Source organism: Microbacterium sp. NPDC055683 (assembly GCF_053617895.1).
The window spans coordinates 66263-91674 of sequence record NZ_JBSHGQ010000007.1; the positions used below are offsets into that span (position 1 = coordinate 66263).

Below are 25412 nucleotides of genomic sequence, written 5' to 3' on the forward strand. Positions count from 1 at the left end.
CGCCCGGGCCCCCGCATCAGGAGCAGACGCGGTCGTCCTCCGGCACCGTGCCATCCAGGAAGAACGCCTCGACGGTCTCGTTGATGCAGTCGCTCACGCCGTTGTAGGCCGTGTGCCCCTCGCCCTCGTAGGTGAGCAGCACGCCCGACGTCAGCTGGTCGGCGAGCGAGACGGCCCACTCGTAGGGCGTGGCGGGGTCGCCCGTCGTGCCGATGACGAGGATGGGCGCTGCACCGTCCGCCGCGATCTCCCCGCGCGTGCCCGTGGGTTCGAACGGCCAGTACGCGCAGACCGACGCTCCCGACCAGTACGGCGCGATGGTCGGCGCCTCCTCGGCGATGCGCTGCTCGACCGCGGCCGACGCCTCCTCCGACTCGGCGGGGTAGTCCATGCAGTTGTAGGCGTTGAAGGCCTCGGTCGAGTTGTCGGCGTAGCCGCCGCCCGCGTCGCGGCCGTTGTAGAAGTCGGCGAGGAAGAGCGCCGTCGCCGGATCGCCCTCGAGGGCCTCGGCGAGCGCCTGAGTGAGGTACATCCAGTTGGCCTCGTTGTAGAGCGCCGCGATGATGCCCGTCATGACCGTGTCGGCGCCGACGACCCGGCCGTCCGCCGCCGCGAGCGGGTTGGCGTCGACCGCGGCGAGGAGCGCGGAGAGGTCGCCCATGGCGTCGTCGACCGTGCCCGTGAAGGGGCAGTCGGCGCCCGTCGTGCCGTCGACGCACGCCTGCATATAGGTGCGCAGGGCCGTTTCGAAGCCGATCGCCTGCGTGAGGCCGACGTCCTCCCCCGACGCCGACGGGTCGATGGCGCCGTCGAGCACGAGGCGGCCCGTGCGCTCGGGGAAGTTCTTCGCGTACGTGGCGCCGAGGAAGGTGCCGTAGGAGTAGCCGATGTAGTCGAGCTCGGTCTCGCCGAGCACCGCGCGGATGAGGTCGAGGTCGCGCGAGGACTGCTCCGTGGTGACGAACTCGAGGATGCCGTCGCTGTTCGCGTCGCACGCGTTCGCGAAGCCCTCCGCGCGCGCCTCGAGGTCGGCCTGCCACTCGTCGGAGCCGCGCGCGCCCGCCGGCACGTCGTAGAGATAGGCGTCCATCTCGTCGGCGTCGAAGCAGCGCACGGCCGTCGAGTCGCCCACGCCGCGCGGGTCCCATCCGACGATGTCGAAGTCCTCCTGCAGCGGGGTGCCGGCCGCGTACCCCTGCAGCACGGGGTCGATCCCGCTCGCCCCCGGCCCGCCGGGGTTCGTCACGATCGACCCCTGCGACGTCCCCGAGAGCGCGGGCTGGCGGATGATCGCGAGGTCGATCTCCCCCGCGTCGGGGTCGTCCCAGTCGAGGGGCGCCGTGACGGTGGAGCACTCGAACCCGCTTCCGCACGCCTCCCACTCCAGCCGCTGGTCGTAGATCGGCAGCAGCTCGTCGGGAACGCCGTCGAGGACGGGCTCGGTGCCCGTCGTCGTCGTGCCGTCGGGGATGAGCGCGCTCACGCAGCCGGACAGCGCGGTCGCCGCGACGGCGACGCCGGCGACCGCCACGGCGAGACGTCGGACGAGGGATGTGCGGGCGATCATGGCTTCCTTCCGCTGACGATGGTGACGAGCAGGCTCTCGAGCGCGAGCGTGGGCTGGACGTTCTGCTCGAGGGCGTCGCGGGTCTCGGCGATGTGGTCGAGGACACGCAGCGTGCGCTGCGGTCTCCAGGCCGCGGCCAGCGCGCGGAGGTCGTCGACCAGCTCGACGTTGATGAGCCCGCCGTCACGGCCGAGCTGGAGGAGGACGAGGTCGCGGTACAGCGACTGCAGGTCGGTGAGCACGCGGTCGATGCCGTCGCGGAGGCTGCGCGTCGCGCGCTTGCGCTGCTCGTCCTCGAGCGCCGAGAGCTGCGACCGCACGGCCGGCGGGATCTTCGCGCCGTCGGCGAAGCCGATCGTGCGCAGGAGGGCGCTGCGCTCCGCCTCGTCGCGTTCGGCCGTCAGCGCCTTCGCGTCGTCGGTCGCGGCCTGCACGATCTCGCCCGCGACCTCGACGACGTCGCCGATGCCGCGCACCCGCAGGACGGCGCGCAGCGTCTCGTCTCGGCGGCGGCGAGCGGCCTCGTCGGTCGCGAGCCGCTGGGCCATCCCGATGTGGCGCTGCGCATGGCGCGCCGACTGCTCCGCGACGTCGGCCGAGACGCCCGTGCGGGCCTGGATGAGCCGTGCGACGTCGTCGACCTCGGGTTCGCGCAGGCGCAGCAGCCGCACGCGCGAGCGGATGGTCGGGAGGAGATCGGCGTCGCTCGGCGCGCACAGCACCCAGATCGTCTCGGGAGGCGGCTCCTCGAGCGCCTTCAGCAGCACGTTCGACGTGCGCTCGGTCATCCGGTCGGCGTCCTCCACGACGATGACGCGATAGCGCCCCGTAGACGGCGAGAAGTACGACCGCTCGACGAGCGCCCGCGCCTGCGCGATCGTGATGATGACGCCCTCCGTGCGCAGCGCGGTGAGGTCGGGATGGGAGCCCGCGAGCACCTGGCGCATGGTGTGGACGTCGTCCGGGCCCTGCGCGATGAGGGCCGCGGCGAACGCGTAGGCGAGCGTCGACCGGCCGGAGCCGGGGGGACCCGTGACGAGCCATGCATGCGCGAGGCTGCCGCCGTCGGCCGCCTGCCGGAGGATCGACACCGCCTCGTCCTGCCCCCAGACGTCGCCCCACGGGAGCGCGGGTGCGGCGACGGAGGTCATACTGCCAGCCTAACGACCGCCGCCGACGTCTCCGCCCGGCGCGTCGAGAGCGGGGGCGTCGAGAGCGGTGGCGTGGAGAGCGGCGGCGACGCGCGCGCGGACGGCGCCCGCCAGCTCGGCCACGGGTCGCGAGGCGTCGAGCACGAGGAAGCGGGCGGGCTCGTCCGCGGCGAGCGCGAGGAAGGCGTCGCGCACGCGAGTGTGGAACTCCTCCTTCTCCGCCTCGAGGCGGTCGAAGGGCTTGTCGTCGGCGTCGAGGCGCCGTCGTGCGGCGGCGGGGTCGAGGTCGAGCAGCACCGTCACGTCGGGAAGGGCGCCCTCCGCCGCCCACAGCGACAGCGCGCGCACCTCGCCCGCGTCGAGGACGCGCCCCGCGCCCTGGTACGCGACGGACGAGTCGAGGTAACGGTCCTGGATCACGACCTCGCCGCGCCCGATCGCGGGGCGCACGACGGTCGCGACGTGATGCGCGCGGTCGGCCGCGTAGAGCAGCGCCTCCGCTCGGGGCGCGATGTCGCCCCGGTGGTGGAGGACGATGTCGCGGACGAGCCGCCCGACGTCGCTGCCCCCGGGCTCGCGCGTGCGCACGACCGTCCGCCCCTCGGCCTCGAGCGCCTCTTGGAGGAGGCGCGCCTGCGTCGTCTTGCCGACGCCGTCTCCGCCCTCGAACGTGACCCAGAGGCCGCGGGCGGCGCTCACTGGCCTTCCGCGGCCTTCTTCGCCCGGTTCGCCGCGCGCGTCGCCGCGGCCTTCTTGGCCGCCTCCGAGCGAGACGACGACACGGTCTTCGCCGCCGTCGCCGCGGAGGTCTTCGCGGACGCGGACTTCGTCGACGCGCTCTTCGATGCCGAGCTCTTCGACGCCGAGCTCTTCGACGCCGCGCTCTTCGATGCGGTGGCACGGCCGCGCTTCGGGGCGGGGCCCTTGGCGCGCTTGTCGGCGAGCAGCTGCTTCGCCCGCTCGAAGTCGACGTCGTCGACCGACTCGCCGCGCGGGATGGTCGCGTTCGTCTCACCGTCGGTCACGTACGGCCCGAACCGGCCGTCGCGCACGCGGATGGGCTTGCCGCTGACGGGGTCGGCGTCGAACTCCTTGAGGGCGCTCGATGCGCGGCGCGCGCCGTACTTCGGCTGCGCGTACAGCTCGAGCGCCTTCTCGAGCGTGACGTCGAAGATCTGGCTCTCGGTCTCGAGCGACCGTGAGTCGGCGCCCTTCTTGAGGTACGGCCCGAACCGGCCGTTCTGCGCGGTGATCTCGTCGCCCGACTCGGGGTCGACGCCGACGACGCGCGGCAGCGACAGCAGCTGCAGCGCCGTGGCGAGGTCGACCGTCTCGGGCGACATGCTCTTGAACAGCGAGGCGGTGCGCGGCTTCGGGGCGGCGTCCTTCTTCGCGCCGCGCTTCTTCGGCGCCTCGACGACCTCGCCCGTCGCGGCGTCGGCGGCGTCGGCGGCGTCCGCGGATGGCGGGTCCTGCTCCTGCACGTAGGGGCCGAACCGGCCGTCCTTGACGACGATGACCTTGCCGTTCTCGGGGTTCTCGCCGAGCACGCGGTCGCCCGCGACGGGCGCCTCGATGAGCTCGACGGCCTTCTCGGCCGTCAGCTCGTCGGGCGCGAGCTCCTCCGGGACGTTGACGATGCGCGGTTTGGCGTCGGGGTTCTCGGGATCGGCGACCTCGAGGTAGGGGCCGTACTTGCCCACGCGGAGGGTCGCGGTGTCGGTGATCGGGATCGAGTTGATCGCGCGCGCGTCGATCTCGCCGAGGTTGTCGACGATGTTGCGGAGCCCGGGATGCCCCTCGCCGCCGAAGTAGAACGACTTCAACCAGTCGACGCGCTTCTGCTCGCCGCGGGCGATGGCATCGAGGTCGTCCTCGAGCTCGGCGGTGAAGTCGTAGTCGACGAGCTCGGTGAAGTGGTCCTCGAGCAGGCGGATGACGCTGAACGCGATCCAGGTCGGCACGAGCGCCTGACCGCGCTTCACGACGTAGCCGCGGTCGAGGATGACGCCGATGATGCTCGCGAACGTCGAGGGGCGGCCGATGCCGCGCTCTTCGAGGGCCTTCACGAGGCTCGCCTCCGTGTACCGGGGCGGCGGCGACGTCTCGTGGCCCTTGGCGATCGCGTCGGCAAGCGAGAGCTGGTCGCCCTCGGCCACCTGCGGGAGCGACTGGTCCTTCGCGGCGTCGGCGTCGCCGCGCTTCTCGTCGCGGCCCTCCTCGTAGGCCTCGAGGAAGCCCTTGAAGGTGTACACGGTGCCCGAGGCGGTGAACTCGACCGCACGCCCCTCGGCGTCGGCCTCGATCGTGACGGTGGTCGTCTCGAACTTGGCGTCGGCCATCTGGCTCGCGACCGTGCGCTTCCAGATGAGGTCGTACATCCGCTGCTCGTCGCGGCCGAGCTGGCCGGCGACCTCCTTCGGCGTGCGGAAGCGGTCGCCGGAGGGGCGGATGGCCTCGTGGGCCTCCTGCGCGTTCTTGCTCTTGGACGCGTAGGAGCGGGGCTTGAGGGGCACGGCGTCGGGACCGTAGAGCGAGACCGCCTGCTCGCGCGCGGCGCTGATGGCCTGCGACGACAGGTTCGTCGAGTCGGTGCGCATATAGGTGATGTATCCGCGCTCGTAGAGGCTCTGCGCGACCGACATCGTCACCTTGGCCGACATGCCGAGCTTGCGGCCCGCCTCCTGCTGCAGCGTCGACGTCGTGAACGGCGCGTAGGGCCGGCGCGTGCCGGGCTTCGCCTCGACCTTGGCGACGCGCCCCGCGCCCGCCCGCTCGATGGCGGCGGAGAGCTCGCGGGCGGCCGCCTCGTCGAGGACGACGACGGCGCGCTTGAGCGCTCCCTTGTCGTCGAAGTCGCGCCCGACGGCGAGCGGCGCGCCGTCGACGCGGACGAGACGCACGGAGAAGCCCTCCGTGCCGCGCGCGGCGGTCGCCTCGATGCCCCAGTACGCGGCCGAGACGAACGCCATCCGCTCGCGCTCGCGCTCGACGACCATGCGCGTCGCAGCCGACTGCACGCGGCCCGCGCTCAGCGCGCTGCCCGACGAGCCGGAGCCGATCTTGCGCCACAGCACCGGGGAGACGTCCCAGCCGTAGAGGCGGTCGAGGATGCGGCGGGTCTCCTGCGCGTCGACGAGGGCGAGGTCGAGCTCGCGGGTCTTGTCGACGGCGGCGCGGATGGCGTCGGGCGTGATCTCGTGGAAGACCATGCGCTTGACGGGGACCTTCGGCTTCAGCGTCTCGAGGAGGTGCCACGCGATGGCCTCGCCCTCGCGGTCCTCATCGGTGGCGAGCAGGAGCTGGTCGGCATCCTTGAGCGCCCGCTTCAGCTCCGTGACGGTCTTCGTCTTCCGGTCGCTCACGACGTAGTACGGCTCGAAGCCGTGCTCGATGTCGATGGAGTACTTGCCGTACGCGGCGCGGTCCTTCTCGGGGATGTCGCGCTTGTCGGCGAGATCGCGGATGTGCCCGACCGAGCTCAGCACCTCGTAGCCGTCGCCGAGATACCCCTGGATCGAGCGCATCTTCGTCGGCGACTCGACGATGACGAGCGTCTTGCCTGCTGCCGTCTTGCCTCTTGCCAAGGGGCGTCCTTTCCTCGAAGCACACCATACACAGGGCGCACCGTCCGTCGGCTCGGAGCCCGGATCATCCGCGCGCATGCCGGATCGGCCGCCCTGCGGCGTCCGGAGCGCGGCCGCTTCGGGTGCGGCGGCGCGGTGCGCCCCTCCACGGTACCCGACGGCCGGAGCACGACGGCCACCGCGGGAGCCGGCCGGCCGCCGTCGCACATCCGCGTCTGCGCCGTCGTCCACCCCGCGTCATCCTGCGTCCGCCGGAGGCGGCCCCGCGCGCGCCGTCGCCGAGACGGGGAGGGCACCGAAGGCGGCCGAGACCGACACCGTCGCGACGAGGCCGTCGAGGGCGCATGACGACACCGACGCGCCTCCGGCCGCCGCGACGTCGGCGGCGAGGGCGCACGGATCTCCCGTCACGGCGCCGCTCACGCCGTCCGCCGCGGCGAGCGCCGCGGCATCCGCGATGCTCGCGACCCGCTGGCTCTCCGCGGCCGCTCCACCGGCGAGCACGAGGCCGGCGACGAGCGCTCCGGCCGCCGCGACGACGCCCGCGGCGAGCGCGGTCCCCGCCATCAGAGGCCGCCCGCGAGGGCGCAGCTGGTGGCGGCGAGGGGCACCGCCAGCGATCCGATGCGCGCGTCGGCGCGGGCGGTCGCGCACACGAGGTCGCCCTGGTGCGCGATGGAGAGCGCTCCGCCCGCCGTCGCCACCACGCCAGCCGCGCGCCCCTCGTCCTCGCCGCGCGCGATGAGGCGCGCGGCGTCGGCTGCGGCATCCTGCAGGCGCACCTGCAGCGACGCAGCACCGAGTCCGGCGATGCCGAGGGCCGTGACGAGCACGACTGCCGGGAGCGCGACGGCGAGCTCGGCGGTCACCGACCCGCGTTCGTCGGCGGCGCGGCCGCCCGCCCGCCGTCGCACCCTCATCACGGAACCGTCAGGGCCTTGCGGACGAGGTCGGTGAGGATCTGCTGCACCTCGCCCGACCGCATGATCGCGACGAGCAGGCCCGCGAACGCGACGGCCGCCATCGTGACGATCGCATACTCGGCGGTCGACGCTCCGGACTCGTCGTGCAGCAGCTCGTCGAGCGGCGGAGGGACGGGGATGGATGGGGACATGGCACTCCTTCTCTCTGTGTGGTGTCGTCCTGGGGTCGTGATCACCCGCCGAGGGCGGGCAGGGGCGTCGCGACGAGGACGCCGAGCATCATGGGTGCGACGCCGAGGCAGAGGAACGCCGGCAGGGTGCAGACGCCGAGCGGCAGCAGGAGGCGGGACGCGAGCCGGGCCGCCCGTGTGCGCCCCGAGGTGCGCGCGTCGTGGCGGTCGTGCGCCGCCGACGCACGCAGCAGCTCGACGGCGGGCACGCCTGCCGCCCGCGACAGCGCGAGCACTCCGTCGACCTCGTCGGCACCGCGCGGACCGCCCGGGGCGGTGTCGACGAGGTCGTGGGCGCGTTCGATCGACACGCCGCCCGCGAGGGCGATGGCGAGCAGCTCGGCCGCCATGCCCGGTGTGCCGGGCGGGGGCTGCGCGGAGCGCACGAGCCGGCCCGTCCACAGCCGCGCGCCGGCGAGGAGGACGAGCCCCGCGACGAGGCACCCGATGCCGGCGGGGTGGGTGAAGAGGATCACGAGGGTGTCGAAGCCGAGCGCCCCGCCGATGACGAGGCCGAAGAGCGGCAGCCACCCCATCAGCCGCGCCGTGCCCGCGGGCTCCGCGAGCGCGACCTGCACGTCGTCGGCGCTCTCCTGCGCGTCGCGCAGGGCAGACGCCATGCCCCGCAGGCTGTCGGCGAGCGGAGCGCCCACCGCGATCGACACCTCCCAGGCCGCGGCGACGTCGAGCCATGCCGCGGAGAGGCGTGCCGACGCGGGAGTGCAGGCCGCCGATGCGGCGGACTGCGCCTCGATCGCCTCGACGAGCGGCATCCCGCCGGCGACGCGCTCGACGATCGTGCCCGCCGCCGCGTCGCCCGCTTCGGCGAGATGCCGCCAGGCAGCCGCCGGCGCGGCGCCCGCCTGCAGCAGCACGGCCAGCCGGAGGACCGTCTCCGCGACGGCAGCGGGGCCGCCGTCCGTCCGGCGGCGCCTCATTCCCACGGGCGCACCTCCTCGATCGCGAGGCGGCCGCCGCCATCCGCGAACCGCCCCACGCGCGCGAGCGTGCGCCGCCCCGCCGAGTCGCGCTCGACGTGCAGCACGAAGCCGATCGCGCTCGTCACCTGGCGCGCGACGGCGTGGTCGTCCATCCCCGCGAGCGCGCCGAGCGCTTCGAGCCGGGCCGGCACGTCGTCGAGCCCGGACGCGTGCAGCGTTCCGGCCCCGCCGTCGTGGCCCGTGTTGAGCGCCGTCAGCAGCTCGCGCACCTCCTCGCCGCGGCACTCCCCCACGACGATGCGGTCGGGGCGCATCCGCAGCGACTCGCGCACGAGGCGCGCGAGGCCGATCGCGCCGGCGCCCTCGAGGTTCGGCTGGCGCGCCTCCAGCGCGACGTGATGGGGATGGGCGATGCGCAGCTCGGCGACGTCTTCGATCGTGACGATGCGCTCGTTCGGCGGCGTGTGCGCGAGGAGGGCGGCCAGCAGCGTCGTCTTGCCCGTTCCGGCGGCGCCCGTGACGAGCACGTTCTCGCGGTCGCGCACGATGCGCTCGAGCCATCCGCGGACGGGAGCGGCGAACGCGCCGCCGCGGTGGAGATCGTCGAGGCCCGCCCGCGCGAGGCGCGGGACCCGGACCGACAGCGCCGTGCCCGTCGAGCTGACCGGCGGCAGCACGGCGTGGATGCGCACGCCGCCGGAGAGCCGCACGTCGACGCACGGCGTCGCATCGTCGATGTGCCGGCCGCCGCGGGCGATGAGCGCCGTGGCGAGATCGCGCACCTCGCGTTCGGAGGCGCGCCAGGTGGCGTCGTGCCGCGGGCCGTCTCCCCGGTCGACGAAGAGCCCCGCGGTGCCGTTGACGAAGAGGTCGGTGACGGCGGCGTCGGCGAGGTACGGCGCGAGCGGCCCCAGGTCCGCCCGCGCCGCCTGGTCGCCCTCGCGCGGGGCCCGCGCCTCATCCCCGGCCGCACGGCGGGGGATTCCGCGCGGCTGGACGATGAAGGGAGCGGCCATGCTCCGACGCTACGGACGCGCGCCGTCCCCGCGAGGGGCCGGCGGCCATCCGTGGAGAGACGCGCGGGACGGACGGGCCTGTGGACGGGGCGACCCCCTCCTTTCGGAGGTAGCCGCCCCCGCGACGGCGGGCGTAGCGTCGTCGTGACGGCGATGCCGCCGCAGGACCGCACGCGAAGGAGCGCCCCGAATGTCCAGCCAGATCGACAACCTGCTCACCGAGAACCGGCGGTTCGCGCCGTCGGCCGACTTCGCGGCCGCTGCCGTCGCCGGCCCCGACCTGTACGAGCGCGCCGAGGAGGATCGCGAGGGCTTCTGGGCCGCGCAGTCGCGGGAGCTGCTGCGCTGGCAGAAGCCCTTCACGCAGGTGCTCGACTGGTCGACGCCGCCGTTCGCGAAGTGGTTCGCCGACGGCGAGCTCAACGTCGCCTACAACTGCCTCGACCGGCACGTCGAGGCCGGCAACGGCGACCGCGTCGCCCTGCTGTGGGAGGGCGAGCCCGGCGACGAGCGGCGCGTCACGTACGCCGAGCTGACCGAGGAGGTGAAGCGCCTCGCGAACGTGCTCACGGAGCTCGGCATCGGCGAGGGCGACCGCGTCGCGCTGTACCTGCCGATGATCCCGGAGGCGATCGCGTCGATGCTCGCGGTCGCGCGCATCGGGGCCATCCACTCGGTCGTGTTCGGCGGGTTCAGCGCCGACAGCCTGCGCTCCCGCATCGACGACGCGGGCGCCAAGCTCGTCATCACGGCCGACGGCGGATGGCGCAAGGGCAAGGTCTCGCCCCTCAAGCCCGCGGTCGACCAGGCGCTCTCCGACCGGGGCGACGGCGTGCAGGCGACCGTCGAGCACGTGCTCGTCGTGCGCCGCGGCGAGAACGACGTCGCGTGGACGGAGGGCCGCGACCTGTGGTGGCACGACGTCGTCCCTGCCGCGTCGCCCGAGCACGAGGCGCGCGCCTTCCCCGCCGAGAACCCGCTGTTCATCCTCTACACGTCGGGGACGACGGGGAAGCCGAAGGGCATCCTCCACACCTCCGGCGGATACCTCACGCAGGCGGCGTACACGCATCGCAACGTCTTCGACCTCAAGCCCGAGACCGACGTCTACTGGTGCACGGCCGACATCGGATGGATCACGGGGCACTCGTACGTCGCCTACGGCCCGCTCGCCAACGGCGCGACGCAGGTGCTCTACGAGGGGACGCCGGAGCACCCCGAGCCGGGCCGCTGGTGGGACATCATCGAGAAGTACGGCGTGACGATCTTCTACACGGCGCCCACGGCCATCCGCGGGTTCATGAAGCAGGGGCGGGTCATCCCGCAGGCGCGCGACCTGTCGAGCCTGCGCGTGCTCGGGTCGGTCGGCGAGCCGATCAATCCCGAGGCGTGGGTCTGGTACCGCGACGTCATCGGCGCGGGCACGACGCCCATCGTCGACACGTGGTGGCAGACCGAGACGGGCGCCATCATGATCTCGGCGCTCCCGGGCGTGACGGAGACGAAGCCCGGGTCGGCGCAGGTGGCGCTCCCGGGGATCTCCATCGACGTCGTCGACGAGCAGGGCTCGCACGTCGGGGCGGGCGGCGGCGGGCTGCTCGTCATCACGGAGCCGTGGCCGAGCATGCTCCGCGGCATCTGGGGCGACCCGGAGCGCTACAAGGAGACCTACTGGGACAAGTTCGGCGCGCAGGGCTGGTACTTCGCGGGGGATGGCGCGCGCCTCGACGAGGACGGCGACATCTGGCTGCTCGGCCGCGTCGACGACGTCATGAACGTGTCGGGCCACCGCCTGTCGACGGCCGAGATCGAGTCGTCGCTCGTCGCGCACGAGGCGACGGCCGAGGCCGCGGTCGTGGGGGCGTCGGACGAGACGACGGGGCAGGCGGTCGTCGCGTTCGTCATCCTCAAGGAGAGCTACCTGAAGCAGCACGGCCCGGATGGCCTCGCCCAGCAGCTGCGCGGATGGGTCGGCGAGCAGATCGGGCCGATCGCCCGGCCCCGCGACGTCTACATCGTCGGCGAGCTGCCGAAGACCCGCTCCGGGAAGATCATGCGGCGCCTGCTGCGCGACGTGGCCGAGGGCCGCGAGGTCGGCGACACGACGACCCTCGCCGACACCGCCGTGATGAGCGTCATCTCGGCGCAGGTGCGGTAGCCGGGCGCGCCGGCGGCACCGGGCGTCGCGCCCGGTGCCGCTCGGCAGTCAGCCGACCGCGTCAGGCGAAGAGGAAGGCGACCTCGACCTCGACGGGCGAGTCGAGCGGCAGCACGGGCACGCCCACGGCCGACCGCGAGTGGCGGCCGGCCTCGCCGAAGATCTCGCCGAGCACCTCGCTCGCGCCGTTGATGACGCCGGGCTGACCCGTGAAGGCCGGGTCGGACGCGACGAAGCCGGTGAGCTTCAGGACGCCCGTGATGCGGTCGACGCCGCCGACGGCATCCGCCGCCGCCGCGAGCGCGTTCAGGGCCGACGTGCGTGCGAGGTCCTTTGCGACGTCGGCGGGCACGAACGCGTCGCCATCGCCGACCTTGCCCGTGCGGGGCAGCGCGCCCGCGATCATGGGCAGCTGCCCCGACGTCTGCACGACGTCGCCATGCACCTTGGCGGGGATGTACGCCGCGACGGGCGGCACGACGGCGGGCAGCTCGATGCCGAGCTCGGCGAGACGGGCGGAGACGGTCACTGCGCGCCTCCCTCGAACTGCTTCGCCGCCTCGGCGGCGGCGCCGAGGCCCGCGTTCGCCGCGGCCCCGTCGCTCACGGGCCGCTTGAGGTAGGCGACGAGGCCGCCCTCCGGCCCCTGCACGACCTGCACGAGCTCCCACCCCTGCTTGCCCCAGTTGTTGAGGATGGCCGCGGTGTTGTGGATGAGCAGCGGCGTGGTGAGGTACTCCCACGTGTTCATGGAACTCCTGTCGTCGTGGCCGGGACGGCACTGGGAATGCGGCGAGAGCGCGCCGCGATCGCCGGGACGTTCAGGGAACTCCCTTACGATCAAGCCTATGCCCGGAGGAAAAAGGACTGCGAGCGGTGTCGTCGGTGGGGTCTTGGGACTCGTCGGACTGAGCGCCGTCGCCGGTGTGCTGGTGACCGCCACCGTGACCCCCGCTATCGCCATCGCGGGGAACTCGGCGTCGACCGCGATCGAGCTGTTCGACAGCCTGCCGTCGTACCTCGAGGTCGACACCCCCATGCAGCCGACGACGATCTACGCGACCGACTACGACGGCAGCGACTTCGTCCTCACCTCGTTCTACGACCAGAACCGCATCCCGGTCACGTACGACGAGGTCTCGCAGACCATGTACGACGCCCTCCTCTCCAGCGAGGACCCGCGCTACTACGAGCACGGCGGCATCGACCTCATCGGCACGACCCGAGCCCTGCTGAACAACTTCCAGGGCGGCGATACTCAGGGCGGGTCATCCATCAGCCAGCAGTACGTCAAGAACGTGCTCATCCAGCGCTGCGAGCAGCAGGCCGAGTCGGGTTCGGAAGAGCAGCAGGCCTGCTACTACGAGGCCATCGAGGCCGAGGGCGCAGAGGGATACGAGCGCAAGCTGCAGGAGATGCGCTACGCGATCTCGATCGAGCAGGAGTACTCGAAGGACGAGATCCTCATCGGGTACCTCAACATCGCCAACTTCGGCGGTCAGACCTACGGCATCGAGGCCGCGGCCGAGTACTACTTCAACACACGCGCGTCGGATCTGACGCTCAGCCAGGCCGCGACGCTCGCCGGAATGGTGCAGAACCCGAACCGGTACCGCATCGATCTTCCGGAGGGCTCGTACACCGACAGCGAGGGTACTCCGCGCAACAGCGCCGACGACGGCTATGCGGCGACGAAGGACCGTCGCGACTACGTGCTCGGACGGATGCTTGACGACGGCAAGATCACCCAGGAGCAGTACGACGCTGCACTCGCCGAGGCGATCGAACCGAGCATCAACCCGCGCGAAACCGGATGCGGCGCTGCAGGCGGCTCGGCGTACTTCTGCAAGTACGTCCAGCAGACCATCCTCAACGACACCACCGGAACGTTCGGCGACACGTGGGACGAGCGGTGGGAGCTCCTGCGCCGCGGTGGCCTCAGCATCTACACGACGCTCGACTTCAACGTGCAGATGCCCGCAGAGACGGCCATGAAGACGTATGCCGCGTCGACGATCGAGGGCATCGCGTTCGGCTCGACGGCCGTCACGGTCGAGGCGAGCACGGGACGCATCCTCGCGATGGCCCAGAACACGACGTTCTCCGAGGACGAGGCGATGGCGAACACGCCGGGTTACTCATCGCTCGTCTACGCGGGCGACTACGCGCACGGCTCGTCGATCGGCTTCAACGTGGGGTCGACATACAAGCTGTTCACGCTCATCGACTGGCTCGAGAACGGCCGATCGATCAACGAGGTGCTGAACGGCAACAACCGCGTCTTCAACTGGACGTGCAACGGCGTACAGCAGTACAACTCCACGAAGATCGGCAACTTCGCGAACGGCAACGGATACACCGGCACCGTCACGAGCTTCACGCGGGACTCTCTGAACTCAGGATTCCTCGCGATGGCCGAGCAGCTCGATGTGTGTGAGATCAACGCCGTCGCGGAGCGCTTCGGGCTCACGTGGGGCGACGGCGATTCGATCACGGACCCGCAGGAGCTCCCGCAGCACGCTCAGGTGCTCTACGACATCCTCGGCTCCAAGAACATCGCTCCGGTCGACATGGCATCCGCGTACGCGACCATCGCGAACGATGGCGTGCGCTGCGAGCCCCACGCGATCGACCGCATCGTCGACGCGGAGGGGTCGGAGATCCCGGTTCCCGAGACCGGATGCGAGCGCGTCATCGACTCGAACATCGCCGCCACTGCCGCGGAGGCGCTCAAGTCCGTCATGAACAGCGGCGGAACCGGCTCGGGGGCGAACCCGTTCGATGGGACCGAGCTGATCGGCAAGACCGGCACGCACGAGAACATCTCGACGATGATGATCGAGTCGTCGACCGCGGCGACGACGGCCGTCTGGGTCGGCCAGTCGTCCGGATCCGTCGACCTCCGCACCATCTACAGCAACGGCGTTCTCGGCAACAACGTCCGGTACTCCCTCGCACGCGACATCCAGGCGGCGGCGAACGCCCACTACCCGGGTGGGGCCTTCCCCGACCCCGACCCGAACCTCATCCGCCAGATCAAGAAGGACGTCCCCGACGTCACGGGCATGTCGATCGATGAGGCCACGAGCACCCTGACCGGCGCCGGCTTCCAGGTGAGCGTCGGCGACTCCGTGACAGGAGACCAGGCCGAGGGCCTCATCCAGTCGTACGAGCCGGGCGGGCAGGCCGCCGTCGGATCGGTCATCACGATCCACCCGAGCGACGGCAAGGGCGCGGCGGTCCCCGATGTGTCCGGCCTGTCGGTGCAGGCGGCCTTCGCCGCGATCACAGGGGCCGGATTCGACAACGTCGAACGCGGCAGCTGCACGCAGAAGGACAGCGCGGGCAGCGGCAAGGCGACGGCCACTGACCCCGCTGCGGGCACCGTGACCGACCCGAACACCACCGTGACGGTCGACTACGAGGCGAAGAACTGCAACAGCCAGCGCAGCGAGGGGGACGACGACTAGTGGCGTCGTCTCGCCCGGGCCTCGCGGCCCTCGGCGCCGTCGCGGGCGCCGGGGCCGCGGCCGCTGTGTGGGGCATCGGCATCGAGCGGTACCTGTTCACGGTGCGCCACCACACGGTGCGCGTGCTCGAGCCGGGGGCCGCTCCCCTGCGCGTGCTGCACGTCTCCGACGCGCACATGGCGCCGTGGCAGCACCGAAAGCAGGAGTGGATGGCGCGGCTCGCGTCGCTCCGCCCCGACCTCGTCGTCAACACGGGCGACAACCTCGGTCACCGCGACGGGCTGGACGGCGTCAAGCGCGCGTTCGAGCCCTTCGCGGGCGTCCCCGGCGTCTTCGTGCACGGCTCGAACGACCTCTACGAGCCGTCGCCCCGCAATCCGCTCCGGTACATCCTCGGCCCGTCGAAGCGCGCGCAGTCCGCGCCGCGGCTCGACACCGACGCCCTCGACCGGTTCTTCGTCGACGAGCTCGGATGGACGGGACTCGACAACGTCGCGGCGACGCTCGACGTGCGCGGGACATCCGTCAACCTCGTCGGAGTCAACGATGCGCATCACGGGCTCGACGACCTCGAGGCGCTCCCCCCGCTCGTCGAGGCGCTCCCCCCGGCATCCGTCACGCTGGGCGTCACGCACGCTCCGTACGTGAGGGTGCTCGACGCGTTCAGCGACCTCGGCGCCGACGTGCTCATCGCCGGCCACACGCACGGCGGTCAGGTACGCGTGCCGTTCTACGGCGCCCTCGTGTCGAACTGCGACCTCCCGCCGAAGCAGGCGCGCGGGCTCTCGACCTGGACGCACGACGGCCGCGCCGTGCCGCTCAACGTCAGCGCGGGCCTCGGCCACTCGATCTACTCCCCCGTGCGCTTCGCATGCCCGCCCGAGGTCTCGCTCCTGACGCTGGCGCCGCGGCTCGGCTGACGGCCGCGGCACCCGCCGCCTGGTTCCGGCTCGCTGTCGGCGGCGGGGCTCTCGGTGTGCTCGGATGGGCCTACGGCCTCCGCATCGCCGCCGGCGACGCGAGCCCGATCGACTTCTTCGGCTACTTCACGAACCTCACGACTCTGCTCACCGGGGCGGTGCTCATCGCGACGGGAGCGCTGTCGCTCGGCGGCTTCACGTCTCCGCGCGCGCTCGTCACGGCCCGCGCGGTCGGCGTCACGTGCCTCATGGTCGTCGGCGTCGTCTACAACGTGCTCGTGCCCGGCACCGGCTCGGCGCCGCCGTGGGTGAGCGCCGCGCTGCACGTCGTGGTTCCGCTGCTCGTGCTGGCCGACTGGGTGTGCGTGGGCGACCGTCCGGCGCTGCCGTGGCGCATGCTGTGGGCGGTGCTCCCCTACCCCGTCATATGGCTCGCCATCGTGTTGGCGCGCGGAGTGACGGATGGCTGGGTGCCGTACGGCTTCCTGTTCCCCTCTCGCGGCACAGCGTCGCTCGCCCTGCATGTGACAGGCCTGCTCGCCGCGCTCCTGGCCGCGGGTGCACTCGTCTGGGCGCTCAGCCGCGGACCCGGGGTCGTGCTGCGCCGCAGCGCGTGACCCACGGCGCTCCCGGGGACACGCCGATTCGTCGGATGGCGGGCCGTCGGGTAGACTGGACGGGTTGCCACGGGGTGTGGCGCAGCTTGGTAGCGCGCGTCGTTCGGGACGACGAGGCCGCAGGTTCAAATCCTGTCACCCCGACCAGCAGAAGAAGAGGGATCCGCAAGTGCGGGTCCCTCTTCTTCTTGTCTCTCCTCCACTCCCAGGCCGCGTCCAGAACCGGCATAGGCGGGCCACGTAGCCTCGCCGACGATGTCCGACGCCACACCCCCGCGCCCCACCCGTTCGGCAGCCCGACGCGCAGCACGTCGACGCGCCCGGCTGCGCGGAGCCGCCATCCTCGGCGGCGGCGCCCTGCTCATCGCAGGAGGCGCGGTCGCCCTCGGCATCGCCGTCGCGGACGACGGGACCGGCACGGCCATCCGCTCGGCGCGGGCGGCGCCCGACACCGTCGACGTCCGCATCTCCGGCTCGGCCGCCGACCCCGCCGAGAAGGCCGGCGACGGCGCATCCGACGACGGAGCATCCGACGGGCAGGCCGCGTCCGCCGACCCGACGCCGCACGTCGACGCCCTGAGCGCCACGGAGGGCTCTCTCGTCGCCGGCGAGACGGTCACGATCTCGGGAGCCCGCCTCGGCGGGGTCACCCGCGTCGCCTTCGGCGACGTCGACGCGCAGATCGCCCGCGTCGCCGACGACGGTGTCGACGTCGTCGTGCCGACCGCCGTGGACTACGTCGCCGGCGACGTCCCCGTGACCGTCGAGGCCGACGGCGCCGCACTCGCCGAGACATCCGACCTCGTGTACACCTACGCCGCGCAGTCGGGCGTGGACGCGCAGCTCGCCTACGCGCTCGCCCACTGGGACGACTACAACGTCGCCGAGTTCGGCGACCTCAACTCCATCGGCGGCGACTGCATGAACTTCGCGAGCCAGACGCTGCTCGCACGCGGCTGGACGCAGAACGACGAGTGGTACAACGACGGCACCACCTCGAGCGAGGCATGGCGGTACGTCCCGACGTTCCAGACCTGGATGACCGAGAACGCGGCGACCATCGGCGCGACGGAGCTGTCGCTCGACGAACGCGACCAGGTCGAGGTCGGCGACCTCGTCGTGTTCGACTGGGACGTCTCGGGCGTGCCCGACCACATCCAGGTCGTCTCGGACGTGGTCCGGAACGCCGACGGCAGCACGAGCATCCTCATGGTCGGCCACAACGAGGACTCCGACTACCGCGACCTCGACGAGGCGCTCACCGTCGACCATCCCGGCGGGACGGCCGTCTTCTGGAGCCTCCCCGCGGCGTAGGCGTCGTCAGGCTCCGCGCCGCCGACGCCGAGGCACGGCCTCGCGACGGTGGGCGCGACTCGCGATGAGCGCGCTCACGGCGACGAGCACGCCGCCCGCGAGCGACGCCCCGAGCGCGACGGCCGTCGCGAGCTGCGCCATCTCCTCCGGTGCCATGTCGACCTCCGCAATCTCCCTCTGACCATGAGACGCTCCGCGCGGCCGTTCGTTACGCGAGACGGCCCGGCGACATCCGCACGACCCGCCCCGCACACGGGCTGTTGACGCGGATCGCATAGGCTGGACCGGTTCGCGCCCCTCGGCCACCCGGAGAGACATGCCCGCCACGCCTCGCCTCGTCGCATTCGACCTCGACGACACCCTGGCTCCCTCGAAGTCGCCCATCGAATCGCCCATCGGCGACCTGCTCATCGCGCTCGCCGAGCGCGTGGAGGTGGCGATCATCTCGGGCGGCCAGATCCAGCAGTTCCGCATGCAGGTCGTCGACCGCCTGCCCGCAGCACCCGAGGCGCTCTCGCACATCCACCTGCTGCCGACGTGCGGCACGCAGTACTTCCGCCACTCCGGCGACGACTTCGCGGCCGTGTACGCACGCGAGCTGACCGCCGACGAGAAGAGCCGCGCCCTCGCGGCCGTCGAGGAGGAGGCGAAGCGCCTCGGCTTCTGGGAGGCCGAGACGTGGGGCCCGATCCTCGAGGACCGCGGCTCGCAGATCACCTTCTCGGCGCTCGGCCAGGAGGCCCCCGTCGACGCCAAGAAGGCCTGGGACCCGACGAGCGCGAAGAAGTCGGCGCTGCGCGACGCCGTCGCCGCGCGCGTGCCCGACCTCGAGGTGCGCTCGGGCGGCTCGACGTCGGTCGACATCACCCGCAAGGGCATCGACAAGGCCTACGGCATGCGCCAGCTCGCCGAGGAGACCGGCATCGCCCTCGACGACATGCTCTTCTACGGCGACCGCCTCGACGCCGACGGCAACGACTACCCCGTGCTCGCGATCGGCGTCCCCTGCGTCGCCGTCGAGGGCTGGGAGGACACCGCCGAGAAGCTGCGCGCGCTCATCCCGACCCTCCCCGCGCGCGGCTGAGCCGCCGCTGACGCAGAACGGCCTCCGGATCGCTCCGGAGGCCGTTCTGCATCAGGGCCGCGTCACTCGGCGTAGCCGCGCGGGTTCTTCGACTGCCAATTCCAGACGCTCGCCGTCATGTCGTCGATGCCGTAGCGCGCCGACCATCCCAGCTCCTGCTCGGCCTTCGCCGGCGTGCAGTACGTCGCGGCCAGGTCGCCCGCGCGACGGGGGGCGATGACCTTCGGCAGCTCCTTGCCGACGGCCTTCTCGAACGACGCGATGAGCTCGAGCACGCTGACGGGGCGTCCCGTGCCGAGGTTGTAGGAGGCGAGCCCCGGCTGGGCCTTCTCCAGGGCGGCGACGTGGCCCTCCGCGAGATCGACGACGTGGATGTAGTCGCGCAGGCCCGTGCCATCCGGGGTGTCGTAGTCATCGCCGAAGACGCTGATCTCGGGCAGCGAGCCGACGGCCACGCGCGCGACGAACGGCATGAGGTTGTTGGGGATGCCCTGCGGGTCCTCCCCGATGAGGCCCGACTCGTGCGCGCCGACCGGGTTGAAGTAGCGCAGCAGCGTCACGTTGAGCTCGGGGTTCACGCGCTGCACGTCGGCGAGGATGACCTCGTTCATGAGCTTCGTCTTCGAGTACGGGTTCGACAGCTCGACGAGGTCGCGCGTCCCCGTCTCGGGGAACGGCAGGTCGGCCGGGTTCGAGTACACCGTGCCCGTGCTCGAGAAGACGAACGAGCGGATGCCGTGGGCGAGGCCCACGCGCAGGAGCGCGAACGTCGAGTCGAGGTTGTTGGCGTAGTAGTCGAGCGGCTTCTGCGTCGACTCGCCGACGGCCTTGTGCGCGGCGAAGTGGATGATCGCCTCGAACGGGCCGTGCTCCGCGAACGCACCCTCCACGACCTCGTCGTCCGCCGCGTCGCCGACGACGAGCGCGACGGGCGTGCCCGTGATCTGCTCGATGCGTGCGGCGACCACGTCGCTCGTGTTGGCAAGGTTGTCGAGGAGGACGACCTCGTGACCCGCGTCGAGGAGCGCGACGGCCGTGTGGGCACCGATGTATCCGGCTCCGCCGGCAAGGAGTACTCGCATGCCCTCAGGCTACGCGGCGGGGCATGTTGACGTCAACATGCCCTCACGCGGGCGTGAGCACGTCGCCCGACTCCTCCAGGTAGCAGACGCCGCACAGCGACTCGTAGGTGACGAAGTGCTCGTCGCGCACCGCCGCGCCCTCGGCGTCGATCGCGACCTGGTCGCCGTCGAACACGAACCGGCCGGCGATGCGCCTGCCGTTGAAGAGCGCCTTGCGGCCGCACCGGCAGATGGTCTTCAGCTCCTCGAGCGAGTGCGCGATCTCGAGCAGCCGCCGCGACCCCGGAAACGCCAGCGTGCGGAAGTCGGTGCGGATGCCGTAGGCCATCACGGGGATGCCGTCGAGCACCGCGATGCGGAACACATCGTCGACCTGCCGCGGCGTGAGGAATTGCGCCTCGTCGATGAGCAGGCACGCGACGTCGGCCGGCCGGTCGCCGGGGATGAGGGCATCCGACGCCTCGCGGCGCACGCGCGCACGGTGCGCCTCGAAGAGGTCTCGGACATCGCCATCCGCCGGCACGAGGAAGTCGACCGTGCGCGTGACGCCGAGCCGCGACGCGATCTGGTCTGCGCCCTTCGTGTCGATCTCGGGCTTCGCGAGGAGCACGGCCTGCCCGCGCTCCTCGTAGTTGTACGCGGCCTGGAGCAGCGCCGTGGACTTGCCCGAGTTCATCGCGCCGTAGCGGAAGTACAGTTTGGCCACCGGTCGAGTGTAGTCCGCGCGGGGCGCCGGCCCCGTCCGCCGAGACTACCCGTCGTCGCCGAAGACCCTGCAACGAGCACGGGTGTCGACGACGACGGCTAGTCTCCGCGGGGTGCGGTGCGGGCCGCGAGTAGGGGGAAGACGTGCTCGCGGTTGAGAGGGGCGTGCGACGCGTCGCGGATGGCCGTGGCCGGTGCGACCCAGCGGGCCTCCTCGATCTCCGCCTGCACGGCGGGCTCGACGTCCGCCTCCGTCTCGAACACGGTCGCGTGCAGCGCGTGCCCCGCCTCGTTCGCGGCGTGCGTCGCGAACGCGCCGACCAGGCGCAGATCGGATGGCCGCAGCTCGATCCCGAGTTCCTCGCGCACCTCGCGCAGCGCCGTGTCGACGGCGCTCTCCCCCGCCTCCGGCTTCCCGCCGGGCAGCATGAACGCCTCCGTGCCGCGCTTCCGCACCGTCAGCACCGTGCCATCCGCGCGGTGGAATGCGATGGCCGCGACGACGATCGTGGGCGCCGACGTCACGCCAGGACGCCGAGCGCCTCGGCGGTGCGCGTCGTCGTGCTCTTCGCCTTGGCCGCGTCGTCGTTGAGCGTCTCCCCGTAGGTGGGGATGAGCGCCTTCAGCTGCGGCTCCCAGCCGGCGATGCGATCGGGGAAGCACGAGGTCAGCACGTTCAGCATGATCGTCGCCGCCGTCGAGGCGCCGGGCGACGCTCCCAGGAGACCCGCGATCGAGCCGTCGGCAGCCGAGACCACCTCGGTGCCGAACTGCAGCTTCCCGCCCTTCATCACCTGGGCGCGCTGACCGGCCTGGATGAGCTCCCAGTCCTCGGCCTTCGCGGTCGGCATGAAGACGCGCAGGCTGTCGAGCTTCTTCGCGGGGCTCTTCAGCAGCTCGGTCACGAGGTACTTCACGAGGTCGAGGTTCGTCGCGCCGACCTTCAGCATCGAGCCGATGTTGTGCAGCCGCACCTGCGACACGATGTCGAAGAGCGACCCCTTCTTGAGGAACTTGGGGCTGAACGTCGCGAACGGGCCGAACATGAGCGACCCCTCGCCCTCGACCATGCGCGCGTCGAGGTGCGGCACCGACATCGGCGGCGCGCCGACGGCGGCCTGCGAGTAGACCTTGGCCTGGTGCTTCGCGACGAGCGCGGGGTTGCTCGTCTTGAGGAACTGCCCGCCGATCGGGAAGACGCCGTACCCCTTGATCTCGGGGATGCCCGATCCCTGCAGGAGCTTGATCGCCCATCCGCCCGCCCCGACGAAGACGAAACGCGCGTTGAGCTGCAGGGGCGCCTTGCCGATGCGGTTGCGGAAGCGGACGAGCCACGTGCCGTCCTTCTGCTTCGACAGCTTCTTCACCTCGTGGTTCAGCAGCACCTCGGCGCCGCTGTCCTTGAGGTGGTCGAAGAGCTGGCGCGTGAGCGCGCCGAAGTCGACGTCGGTTCCGGCCGGAACGCGCGTCGCGGCGAACGGCTCGTCGGTCTTCCGCCGCTTCTCCATGAGCAGGGGCGCCCACTGGTGGATGACCCGGGAGTCCTCGGAGTACTCGATGCCGGCGAACAGGGGCTGCGTCTTGAGGGTCTCGTACCGCTCACGGAGGTACGCGACATCGCTCTTCCCTGTCACGAACGTCATGTGCGGCGTCGCGTTGATGAACGTCGACGGCGCGTCGAGGATGCCCTTCTCGACGAGCGACGTCCACAGCTGCCGGCTCTGCTGGAACTGCTCGTTGATGCCGACCGCCTTCGAGGGATCCTCGGGGTCGGGCATGTAGTTCAGCTCGCACAGGGCGGCATGGCCCGTGCCGGCGTTGTTCCAGGCGTTGGAGCTCTCCTGCGCGACCTGGCCGTCGCGCTCGAGGGCGACGATCTTCCAGTCGGGCTGCAGTTCCTTGAGCAGGGTGCCGAGCGTGGCGGACATGATCCCGCCGCCGATCAGCACGACATCGACGGTTTCACTCACCCGTCAATCCTATTCCCGCCTTTCGGACACCCCAGACCATCCCGGCTCGAAAGAACGCGCGAACTTGCCGTGCGCGCATCCCCCGAGCCGGGCGGCCGTGGCGTCAGACCGCGGCGCGCGCAGACAGCTTGGCGGCGACGAGCTCGGCGATCTGCACGGCGTTGAGCGCCGCGCCCTTGCGCAGGTTGTCGTTCGAGATGAAGAGCACGAGTCCCTTGCCCTCGGGCGCCGACTGGTCGGCGCGGATCCGGCCGACGTAGCTGGGGTCGGAGCCGGCGGCCTGGAGGGGCGTCGGCACCTCCTCGAGCGCGACGCCGGGGGCGTCGGCGAGGATGGCGCGGGCGCGGTCGGGCGTGATGTCCGACGCGAACTCGGCGTGGATGGAGAGCGAGTGGCCCGTGAAGACGGGGACGCGCACGCACGTGCCCGCGACCCGCAGGTCGGGGAGCTCGAGGATCTTGCGGCTCTCGTTGCGGAGCTTCTTCTCCTCGTCGGTCTCGTTCAGGCCGTCGTCGACGATGCTGCCGGCGAGCGGGATGACGTCGAACGCGATGGGCGCGACGTACTTCTCGGGCTGCGGGAAGTCGACCGCGGAGCCGTCGTGGACGAGACGGAGGGTGTCGCCCTGCGCGAGGACGCCCTCGACCTGCCCGAGGAGCTCCTGCGCGCCCGCGAGACCCGAGCCCGACACCGCCTGGTAGGTGGAGACGAGGAGGCGCTCGAGGCCCGCCTCCGCGTGCAGCGGCTTGAGCACGGGCATGGCGGCCATGGTCGTGCAGTTCGGGTTCGCGATGATGCCCTTGACGGCCTCGTCGATCGCGTGCGGGTTCACCTCGCTGACGACGAGCGGCACCTCGGGGTCCATGCGCCACGCGCTGGAGTTGTCGATGACGACCGCGCCGGCCGCGGCGAAGCGCGGCGCGTGCGCGCGCGACGCCGTCGCACCGGCGGAGAACAGCGCGATGTCGATGCCCGCGAGGTCGTCGGTCTCGACGTCCTCGACGATGACGGTCTCCCCGCCGAACTCGATCGCCGTGCCGGCCGAGCGGGCGGAGGCGAACAGACGCAGCTCGCGGATCGGGAACGACCGCTCCCCGAGAATCTCGCGCATCACGGCGCCGACCTGGCCGGTGGCGCCGACGACGGCGACGGAGAGTCCTGAATCAGAGATGCGGGTCATGGTGTTCCTCGGAAGACGCGTGAAGGGTTGCTCGATTCTACCGGGGCCGCGACGCGCCCGGCGCCGACGGCGAAGGCCCCCGCTCCGGCATGGAGCGGGGGCCTTCGCGGTCGCGGATGTCAGCGGCCGGTTCCGGCGTAGACCGTCGCCTCGATCTCGCCGTCGAGCCCGTACGCCGTGTGCACGGCACGCGCGGCCTCGTCGAGCTCGGTGTCGCGGAGGATGACGGAGATGCGGATCTCGCTCGTGGAGATCATCTCGATGTTGATGCCGGCCGCGCTCAGCGCCTCGAACAGCGTGAGCGAGACGCCGGAGTGGGTGCGCATGCCCGCGCCCACGACGGAGAGCTTGCCGACCTGGTCGTCGTAGACGAGGCTCTCGAAGCCGCTCTCCCCCTGGGCGGCCGACAGCGCCTTCGCGACCTCGGCGGCGGACTGCTTGGGCAGGGTGAACGAGATGTCGGTGCGTCCGGGCTTCGCCGACTGCACGTTCTGCACGATCATGTCGATGTTCGCGCCCGTCTTCGCGACGAGGGTGAAGATCTCCGCGGCGGAGCCGGGGACGTCGGGGACCCCGAGCACCGAGATCTTCGCCTGGCTGCGGTCGATCGCGACGCCGGCGACGACCGGCTCTTCCTTGCCGATGGCCTCGTCGGACATGTTCTCTCCCTTTGCGACGCGAGGGGACGCCATCCCCTCGCCCAGAACGTAGGTACCCTCGTTCGACGTGAACGTCGACCGGGCGTGGATGAGCACGCCGTGGCGACGGGCGTACTCGACGGCGCGGATGTAGAGGACCTTGGCGCCGTTGGCGGCGAGCTCGAGCATCTCCTCGGCCGTGACCGTGTCGAGCTTGCGGGCGAGCGGGATGACGCGCGGATCGGCCGTGAAGATGCCGTCGACGTCGCTGTAGATCTCGCACACGTCCGCGTCGAGTGCGGCCGCGAGGGCGACCGCCGTGGTGTCGGAGCCGCCGCGGCCGAGCGTCGTGATGTCCTTGGTGTCGCGGTTGAACCCCTGGAAGCCCGCGACGATCACGATCGCCCCGTCGTCGAGCGCCTCGCGCAGCCGCACGGGCGTGACGTCGACGATGCGGGCGGAGCCGTGGTCGGCCGTCGTGATCATGCCCGCCTGGCTGCCCGTGAACGAACGCGCCTCGAAGCCCATCGAATGGATGGCCATCGCCAGCAGGGCCATCGAGATGCGCTCGCCGCTGGAGAGCAGCATGTCGAGCTCGCGCGGCGCCGGCACGGGCGCGACCTGTCCGGCCAGGTCGAGCAGCTCGTCCGTGGTGTCGCCCATGGCGCTCACGGCGACGACGACGTCGTTGCCGGCGCGTCGGGTGTCGACGATGCGCTTGGCGACGCGCTTGATGCTCTCGGCGTCGGCGACGGACGATCCGCCGAACTTCTGGACGATCAACGCCAAGGTGGGGCTCCTCGATGCGTGCGGGATGCGGCAGGCGCAGGGCGCGCCTCCCCCGATCTTAGAGGGCGCAC

The 25412-nt window shown here is 71.7% G+C and carries 24 protein-coding genes and 1 tRNA gene; 7 read left to right on the forward strand and 18 right to left on the reverse strand.

From position 1 onward, the window contains the following. Window positions 1-16: 16 nt before the first annotated feature. From ACWGPF_RS04845 to ACWGPF_RS04885, 9 genes are all read right to left on the reverse strand, one after another. A complete protein-coding gene (locus ACWGPF_RS04845; protein WP_452331749.1) occupies window positions 17-1567 on the reverse strand; it encodes an alpha/beta hydrolase in 1551 nt (516 codons plus the stop codon). Continuing rightward, window positions 1564-2718, reverse strand: a complete 1155-nt coding sequence (locus ACWGPF_RS04850) for a DNA polymerase III subunit delta' (RefSeq protein WP_452331750.1) — start codon at window positions 2716-2718, stop codon at window positions 1564-1566. Before ACWGPF_RS04850 ends, ACWGPF_RS04845 begins: the two co-directional genes overlap by 4 nt. A gap of 9 nt (window positions 2719-2727) precedes the next feature. Then, window positions 2728-3417, reverse strand: a complete 690-nt coding sequence (tmk, locus tag ACWGPF_RS04855) for a dTMP kinase (RefSeq protein WP_452331751.1) — start codon at window positions 3415-3417, stop codon at window positions 2728-2730. Next, the gene (gene topA / locus ACWGPF_RS04860) at window positions 3414-6245 is read right to left on the reverse strand and encodes a type I DNA topoisomerase (protein ID WP_452331789.1); all 2832 of its coding nucleotides are present in this window, start codon (window positions 6243-6245) and stop codon (window positions 3414-3416) included. Before topA ends, tmk begins: the two co-directional genes overlap by 4 nt. Window positions 6246-6542: 297 nt before the next feature. Next, window positions 6543-6872, reverse strand: a complete 330-nt coding sequence (locus ACWGPF_RS04865) for a helicase (protein WP_452331752.1) — start codon at window positions 6870-6872, stop codon at window positions 6543-6545. Further along, entirely contained in the window at window positions 6872-7225 is a 354-nt protein-coding gene (locus ACWGPF_RS04870; RefSeq protein ID WP_452331753.1) for a TadE family type IV pilus minor pilin, read from the reverse strand. The genes ACWGPF_RS04865 and ACWGPF_RS04870 overlap by 1 nt, the downstream gene beginning before the upstream one ends. Next, on the reverse strand, window positions 7225-7419 hold the full coding sequence (locus tag ACWGPF_RS04875; RefSeq protein ID WP_345441955.1) for a DUF4244 domain-containing protein: 195 nt from the start codon (window positions 7417-7419) through the stop codon (window positions 7225-7227). The genes ACWGPF_RS04870 and ACWGPF_RS04875 overlap by 1 nt, the downstream gene beginning before the upstream one ends. A gap of 41 nt (window positions 7420-7460) precedes the next feature. Beyond that, a complete protein-coding gene (locus ACWGPF_RS04880; RefSeq protein WP_452331754.1) occupies window positions 7461-8396 on the reverse strand; it encodes a type II secretion system F family protein in 936 nt (311 codons plus the stop codon). Then, on the reverse strand, window positions 8393-9415 hold the full coding sequence (locus ACWGPF_RS04885; protein WP_452331755.1) for a TadA family conjugal transfer-associated ATPase: 1023 nt from the start codon (window positions 9413-9415) through the stop codon (window positions 8393-8395). The genes ACWGPF_RS04880 and ACWGPF_RS04885 overlap by 4 nt, the downstream gene beginning before the upstream one ends. Before the next feature lie 190 nt (window positions 9416-9605). Here ACWGPF_RS04885 and acs point away from each other — a divergent pair, with 190 nt between their 5' ends. Further along, on the forward strand, window positions 9606-11573 hold the full coding sequence (acs, locus tag ACWGPF_RS04890) for an acetate--CoA ligase (RefSeq protein WP_452331756.1): 1968 nt from the start codon (window positions 9606-9608) through the stop codon (window positions 11571-11573). Between the two features lie 61 nt (window positions 11574-11634). On the opposite strand, the gene ACWGPF_RS04895 is transcribed toward acs, so the two are convergent. Then, complete coding sequence (locus ACWGPF_RS04895) at window positions 11635-12102, reverse strand: RidA family protein (protein WP_452331757.1); 468 nt, start codon at window positions 12100-12102, stop codon at window positions 11635-11637. Beyond that, window positions 12099-12323 carry a hypothetical protein gene (locus ACWGPF_RS04900; protein ID WP_452331758.1) on the reverse strand — a complete coding sequence of 75 codons (225 nt, stop codon included), beginning with the start codon at window positions 12321-12323 and terminating at the stop codon, window positions 12099-12101. The genes ACWGPF_RS04895 and ACWGPF_RS04900 overlap by 4 nt, the downstream gene beginning before the upstream one ends. A 181-nt stretch (window positions 12324-12504) precedes the next feature. Here ACWGPF_RS04900 and ACWGPF_RS04905 point away from each other — a divergent pair, with 181 nt between their 5' ends. The 5 genes from ACWGPF_RS04905 to ACWGPF_RS04925 all read left to right on the forward strand — a co-directional run bounded on the left by ACWGPF_RS04905 (window position 12505) and on the right by ACWGPF_RS04925 (window position 17893). Then, window positions 12505-15042: a transglycosylase domain-containing protein gene (locus tag ACWGPF_RS04905; protein WP_452331759.1), complete on the forward strand. Its 2538-nt coding sequence runs from the start codon at window positions 12505-12507 to the stop codon at window positions 15040-15042. After that, on the forward strand, window positions 15042-15962 hold the full coding sequence (locus ACWGPF_RS04910) for a metallophosphoesterase (protein ID WP_452331760.1): 921 nt from the start codon (window positions 15042-15044) through the stop codon (window positions 15960-15962). Before ACWGPF_RS04905 ends, ACWGPF_RS04910 begins: the two co-directional genes overlap by 1 nt. Then, complete coding sequence (locus ACWGPF_RS04915) at window positions 15914-16579, forward strand: Pr6Pr family membrane protein (RefSeq protein ID WP_452331761.1); 666 nt, start codon at window positions 15914-15916, stop codon at window positions 16577-16579. Before ACWGPF_RS04910 ends, ACWGPF_RS04915 begins: the two co-directional genes overlap by 49 nt. Before the next feature lie 70 nt (window positions 16580-16649). After that, window positions 16650-16726 (forward strand) — tRNA-Pro (locus tag ACWGPF_RS04920). Between the two features lie 108 nt (window positions 16727-16834). Further along, window positions 16835-17893, forward strand: a complete 1059-nt coding sequence (locus ACWGPF_RS04925) for an amidase domain-containing protein (RefSeq protein WP_452331762.1) — start codon at window positions 16835-16837, stop codon at window positions 17891-17893. Between the two features lie 6 nt (window positions 17894-17899). Here the strand turns inward: ACWGPF_RS04925 and ACWGPF_RS04930 are convergent, their stop codons facing one another. Next, the gene (locus tag ACWGPF_RS04930; protein ID WP_452331763.1) at window positions 17900-18049 is read right to left on the reverse strand and encodes a hypothetical protein; all 150 of its coding nucleotides are present in this window, start codon (window positions 18047-18049) and stop codon (window positions 17900-17902) included. A 160-nt stretch (window positions 18050-18209) separates the two neighbouring features. Here ACWGPF_RS04930 and ACWGPF_RS04935 point away from each other — a divergent pair, with 160 nt between their 5' ends. Then, window positions 18210-18977 carry an HAD-IIB family hydrolase gene (locus ACWGPF_RS04935; RefSeq protein WP_452331764.1) on the forward strand — a complete coding sequence of 256 codons (768 nt, stop codon included), beginning with the start codon at window positions 18210-18212 and terminating at the stop codon, window positions 18975-18977. Between the two features lie 62 nt (window positions 18978-19039). Here ACWGPF_RS04935 and galE read toward each other — a convergent pair whose 3' ends face one another. From galE to ACWGPF_RS04965, 6 genes are all read right to left on the reverse strand, one after another. Next, window positions 19040-20059, reverse strand: coding sequence for a UDP-glucose 4-epimerase GalE (gene galE, locus ACWGPF_RS04940; RefSeq protein ID WP_452331765.1), 1020 nt, complete (start codon window positions 20057-20059; stop codon window positions 19040-19042). A 43-nt stretch (window positions 20060-20102) separates the two neighbouring features. Beyond that, window positions 20103-20765 carry a thymidine kinase gene (locus ACWGPF_RS04945; RefSeq protein WP_452331766.1) on the reverse strand — a complete coding sequence of 221 codons (663 nt, stop codon included), beginning with the start codon at window positions 20763-20765 and terminating at the stop codon, window positions 20103-20105. A gap of 98 nt (window positions 20766-20863) precedes the next feature. Continuing rightward, on the reverse strand, window positions 20864-21289 hold the full coding sequence (locus ACWGPF_RS04950; RefSeq protein ID WP_452331767.1) for an NUDIX hydrolase: 426 nt from the start codon (window positions 21287-21289) through the stop codon (window positions 20864-20866). Beyond that, window positions 21286-22734 (reverse strand): malate dehydrogenase (quinone), encoded by a 1449-nt coding sequence (mqo, locus tag ACWGPF_RS04955; protein WP_452331768.1) that lies wholly within the window; start codon window positions 22732-22734, stop codon window positions 21286-21288. The genes ACWGPF_RS04950 and mqo overlap by 4 nt, the downstream gene beginning before the upstream one ends. Window positions 22735-22837: 103 nt before the next feature. Beyond that, window positions 22838-23914: an aspartate-semialdehyde dehydrogenase gene (locus tag ACWGPF_RS04960; RefSeq protein WP_452331769.1), complete on the reverse strand. Its 1077-nt coding sequence runs from the start codon at window positions 23912-23914 to the stop codon at window positions 22838-22840. Between the two features lie 119 nt (window positions 23915-24033). Then, the gene (locus ACWGPF_RS04965; RefSeq protein ID WP_345441908.1) at window positions 24034-25341 is read right to left on the reverse strand and encodes an aspartate kinase; all 1308 of its coding nucleotides are present in this window, start codon (window positions 25339-25341) and stop codon (window positions 24034-24036) included. Between the last annotated feature and the right edge of the window lie 71 nt (window positions 25342-25412).

Coding starts and splice junctions, on each gene's coding strand:
- ACWGPF_RS04845 (WP_452331749.1), bottom strand. CDS start 1,567: ATGATCGCCCGCACATCCCTCGTCCGACGTCTCGCCGTGGCGGTCGCC.
- ACWGPF_RS04850 (WP_452331750.1), bottom strand. CDS start 2,718: ATGACCTCCGTCGCCGCACCCGCGCTCCCGTGGGGCGACGTCTGGGGG.
- topA (WP_452331789.1), bottom strand. CDS start 6,245: ATGCGCTCGATCCAGGGGTATCTCGGCGACGGCTACGAGGTGCTGAGC.
- ACWGPF_RS04865 (WP_452331752.1), bottom strand. CDS start 6,872: ATGGCGGGGACCGCGCTCGCCGCGGGCGTCGTCGCGGCGGCCGGAGCG.
- ACWGPF_RS04870 (WP_452331753.1), bottom strand. CDS start 7,225: ATGAGGGTGCGACGGCGGGCGGGCGGCCGCGCCGCCGACGAACGCGGG.
- ACWGPF_RS04875 (WP_345441955.1), bottom strand. CDS start 7,419: ATGTCCCCATCCATCCCCGTCCCTCCGCCGCTCGACGAGCTGCTGCAC.
- ACWGPF_RS04880 (WP_452331754.1), bottom strand. CDS start 8,396: ATGAGGCGCCGCCGGACGGACGGCGGCCCCGCTGCCGTCGCGGAGACG.
- ACWGPF_RS04885 (WP_452331755.1), bottom strand. CDS start 9,415: ATGGCCGCTCCCTTCATCGTCCAGCCGCGCGGAATCCCCCGCCGTGCG.
- acs (WP_452331756.1), top strand. CDS start 9,606: ATGTCCAGCCAGATCGACAACCTGCTCACCGAGAACCGGCGGTTCGCG.
- ACWGPF_RS04900 (WP_452331758.1), bottom strand. CDS start 12,323: ATGAACACGTGGGAGTACCTCACCACGCCGCTGCTCATCCACAACACC.
- ACWGPF_RS04915 (WP_452331761.1), top strand. CDS start 15,914: ATGCCCGCCCGAGGTCTCGCTCCTGACGCTGGCGCCGCGGCTCGGCTG.
- ACWGPF_RS04925 (WP_452331762.1), top strand. CDS start 16,835: ATGTCCGACGCCACACCCCCGCGCCCCACCCGTTCGGCAGCCCGACGC.
- ACWGPF_RS04930 (WP_452331763.1), bottom strand. CDS start 18,049: ATGGCACCGGAGGAGATGGCGCAGCTCGCGACGGCCGTCGCGCTCGGG.
- ACWGPF_RS04935 (WP_452331764.1), top strand. CDS start 18,210: ATGCCCGCCACGCCTCGCCTCGTCGCATTCGACCTCGACGACACCCTG.
- galE (WP_452331765.1), bottom strand. CDS start 20,059: ATGCGAGTACTCCTTGCCGGCGGAGCCGGATACATCGGTGCCCACACG.
- ACWGPF_RS04960 (WP_452331769.1), bottom strand. CDS start 23,914: ATGACCCGCATCTCTGATTCAGGACTCTCCGTCGCCGTCGTCGGCGCC.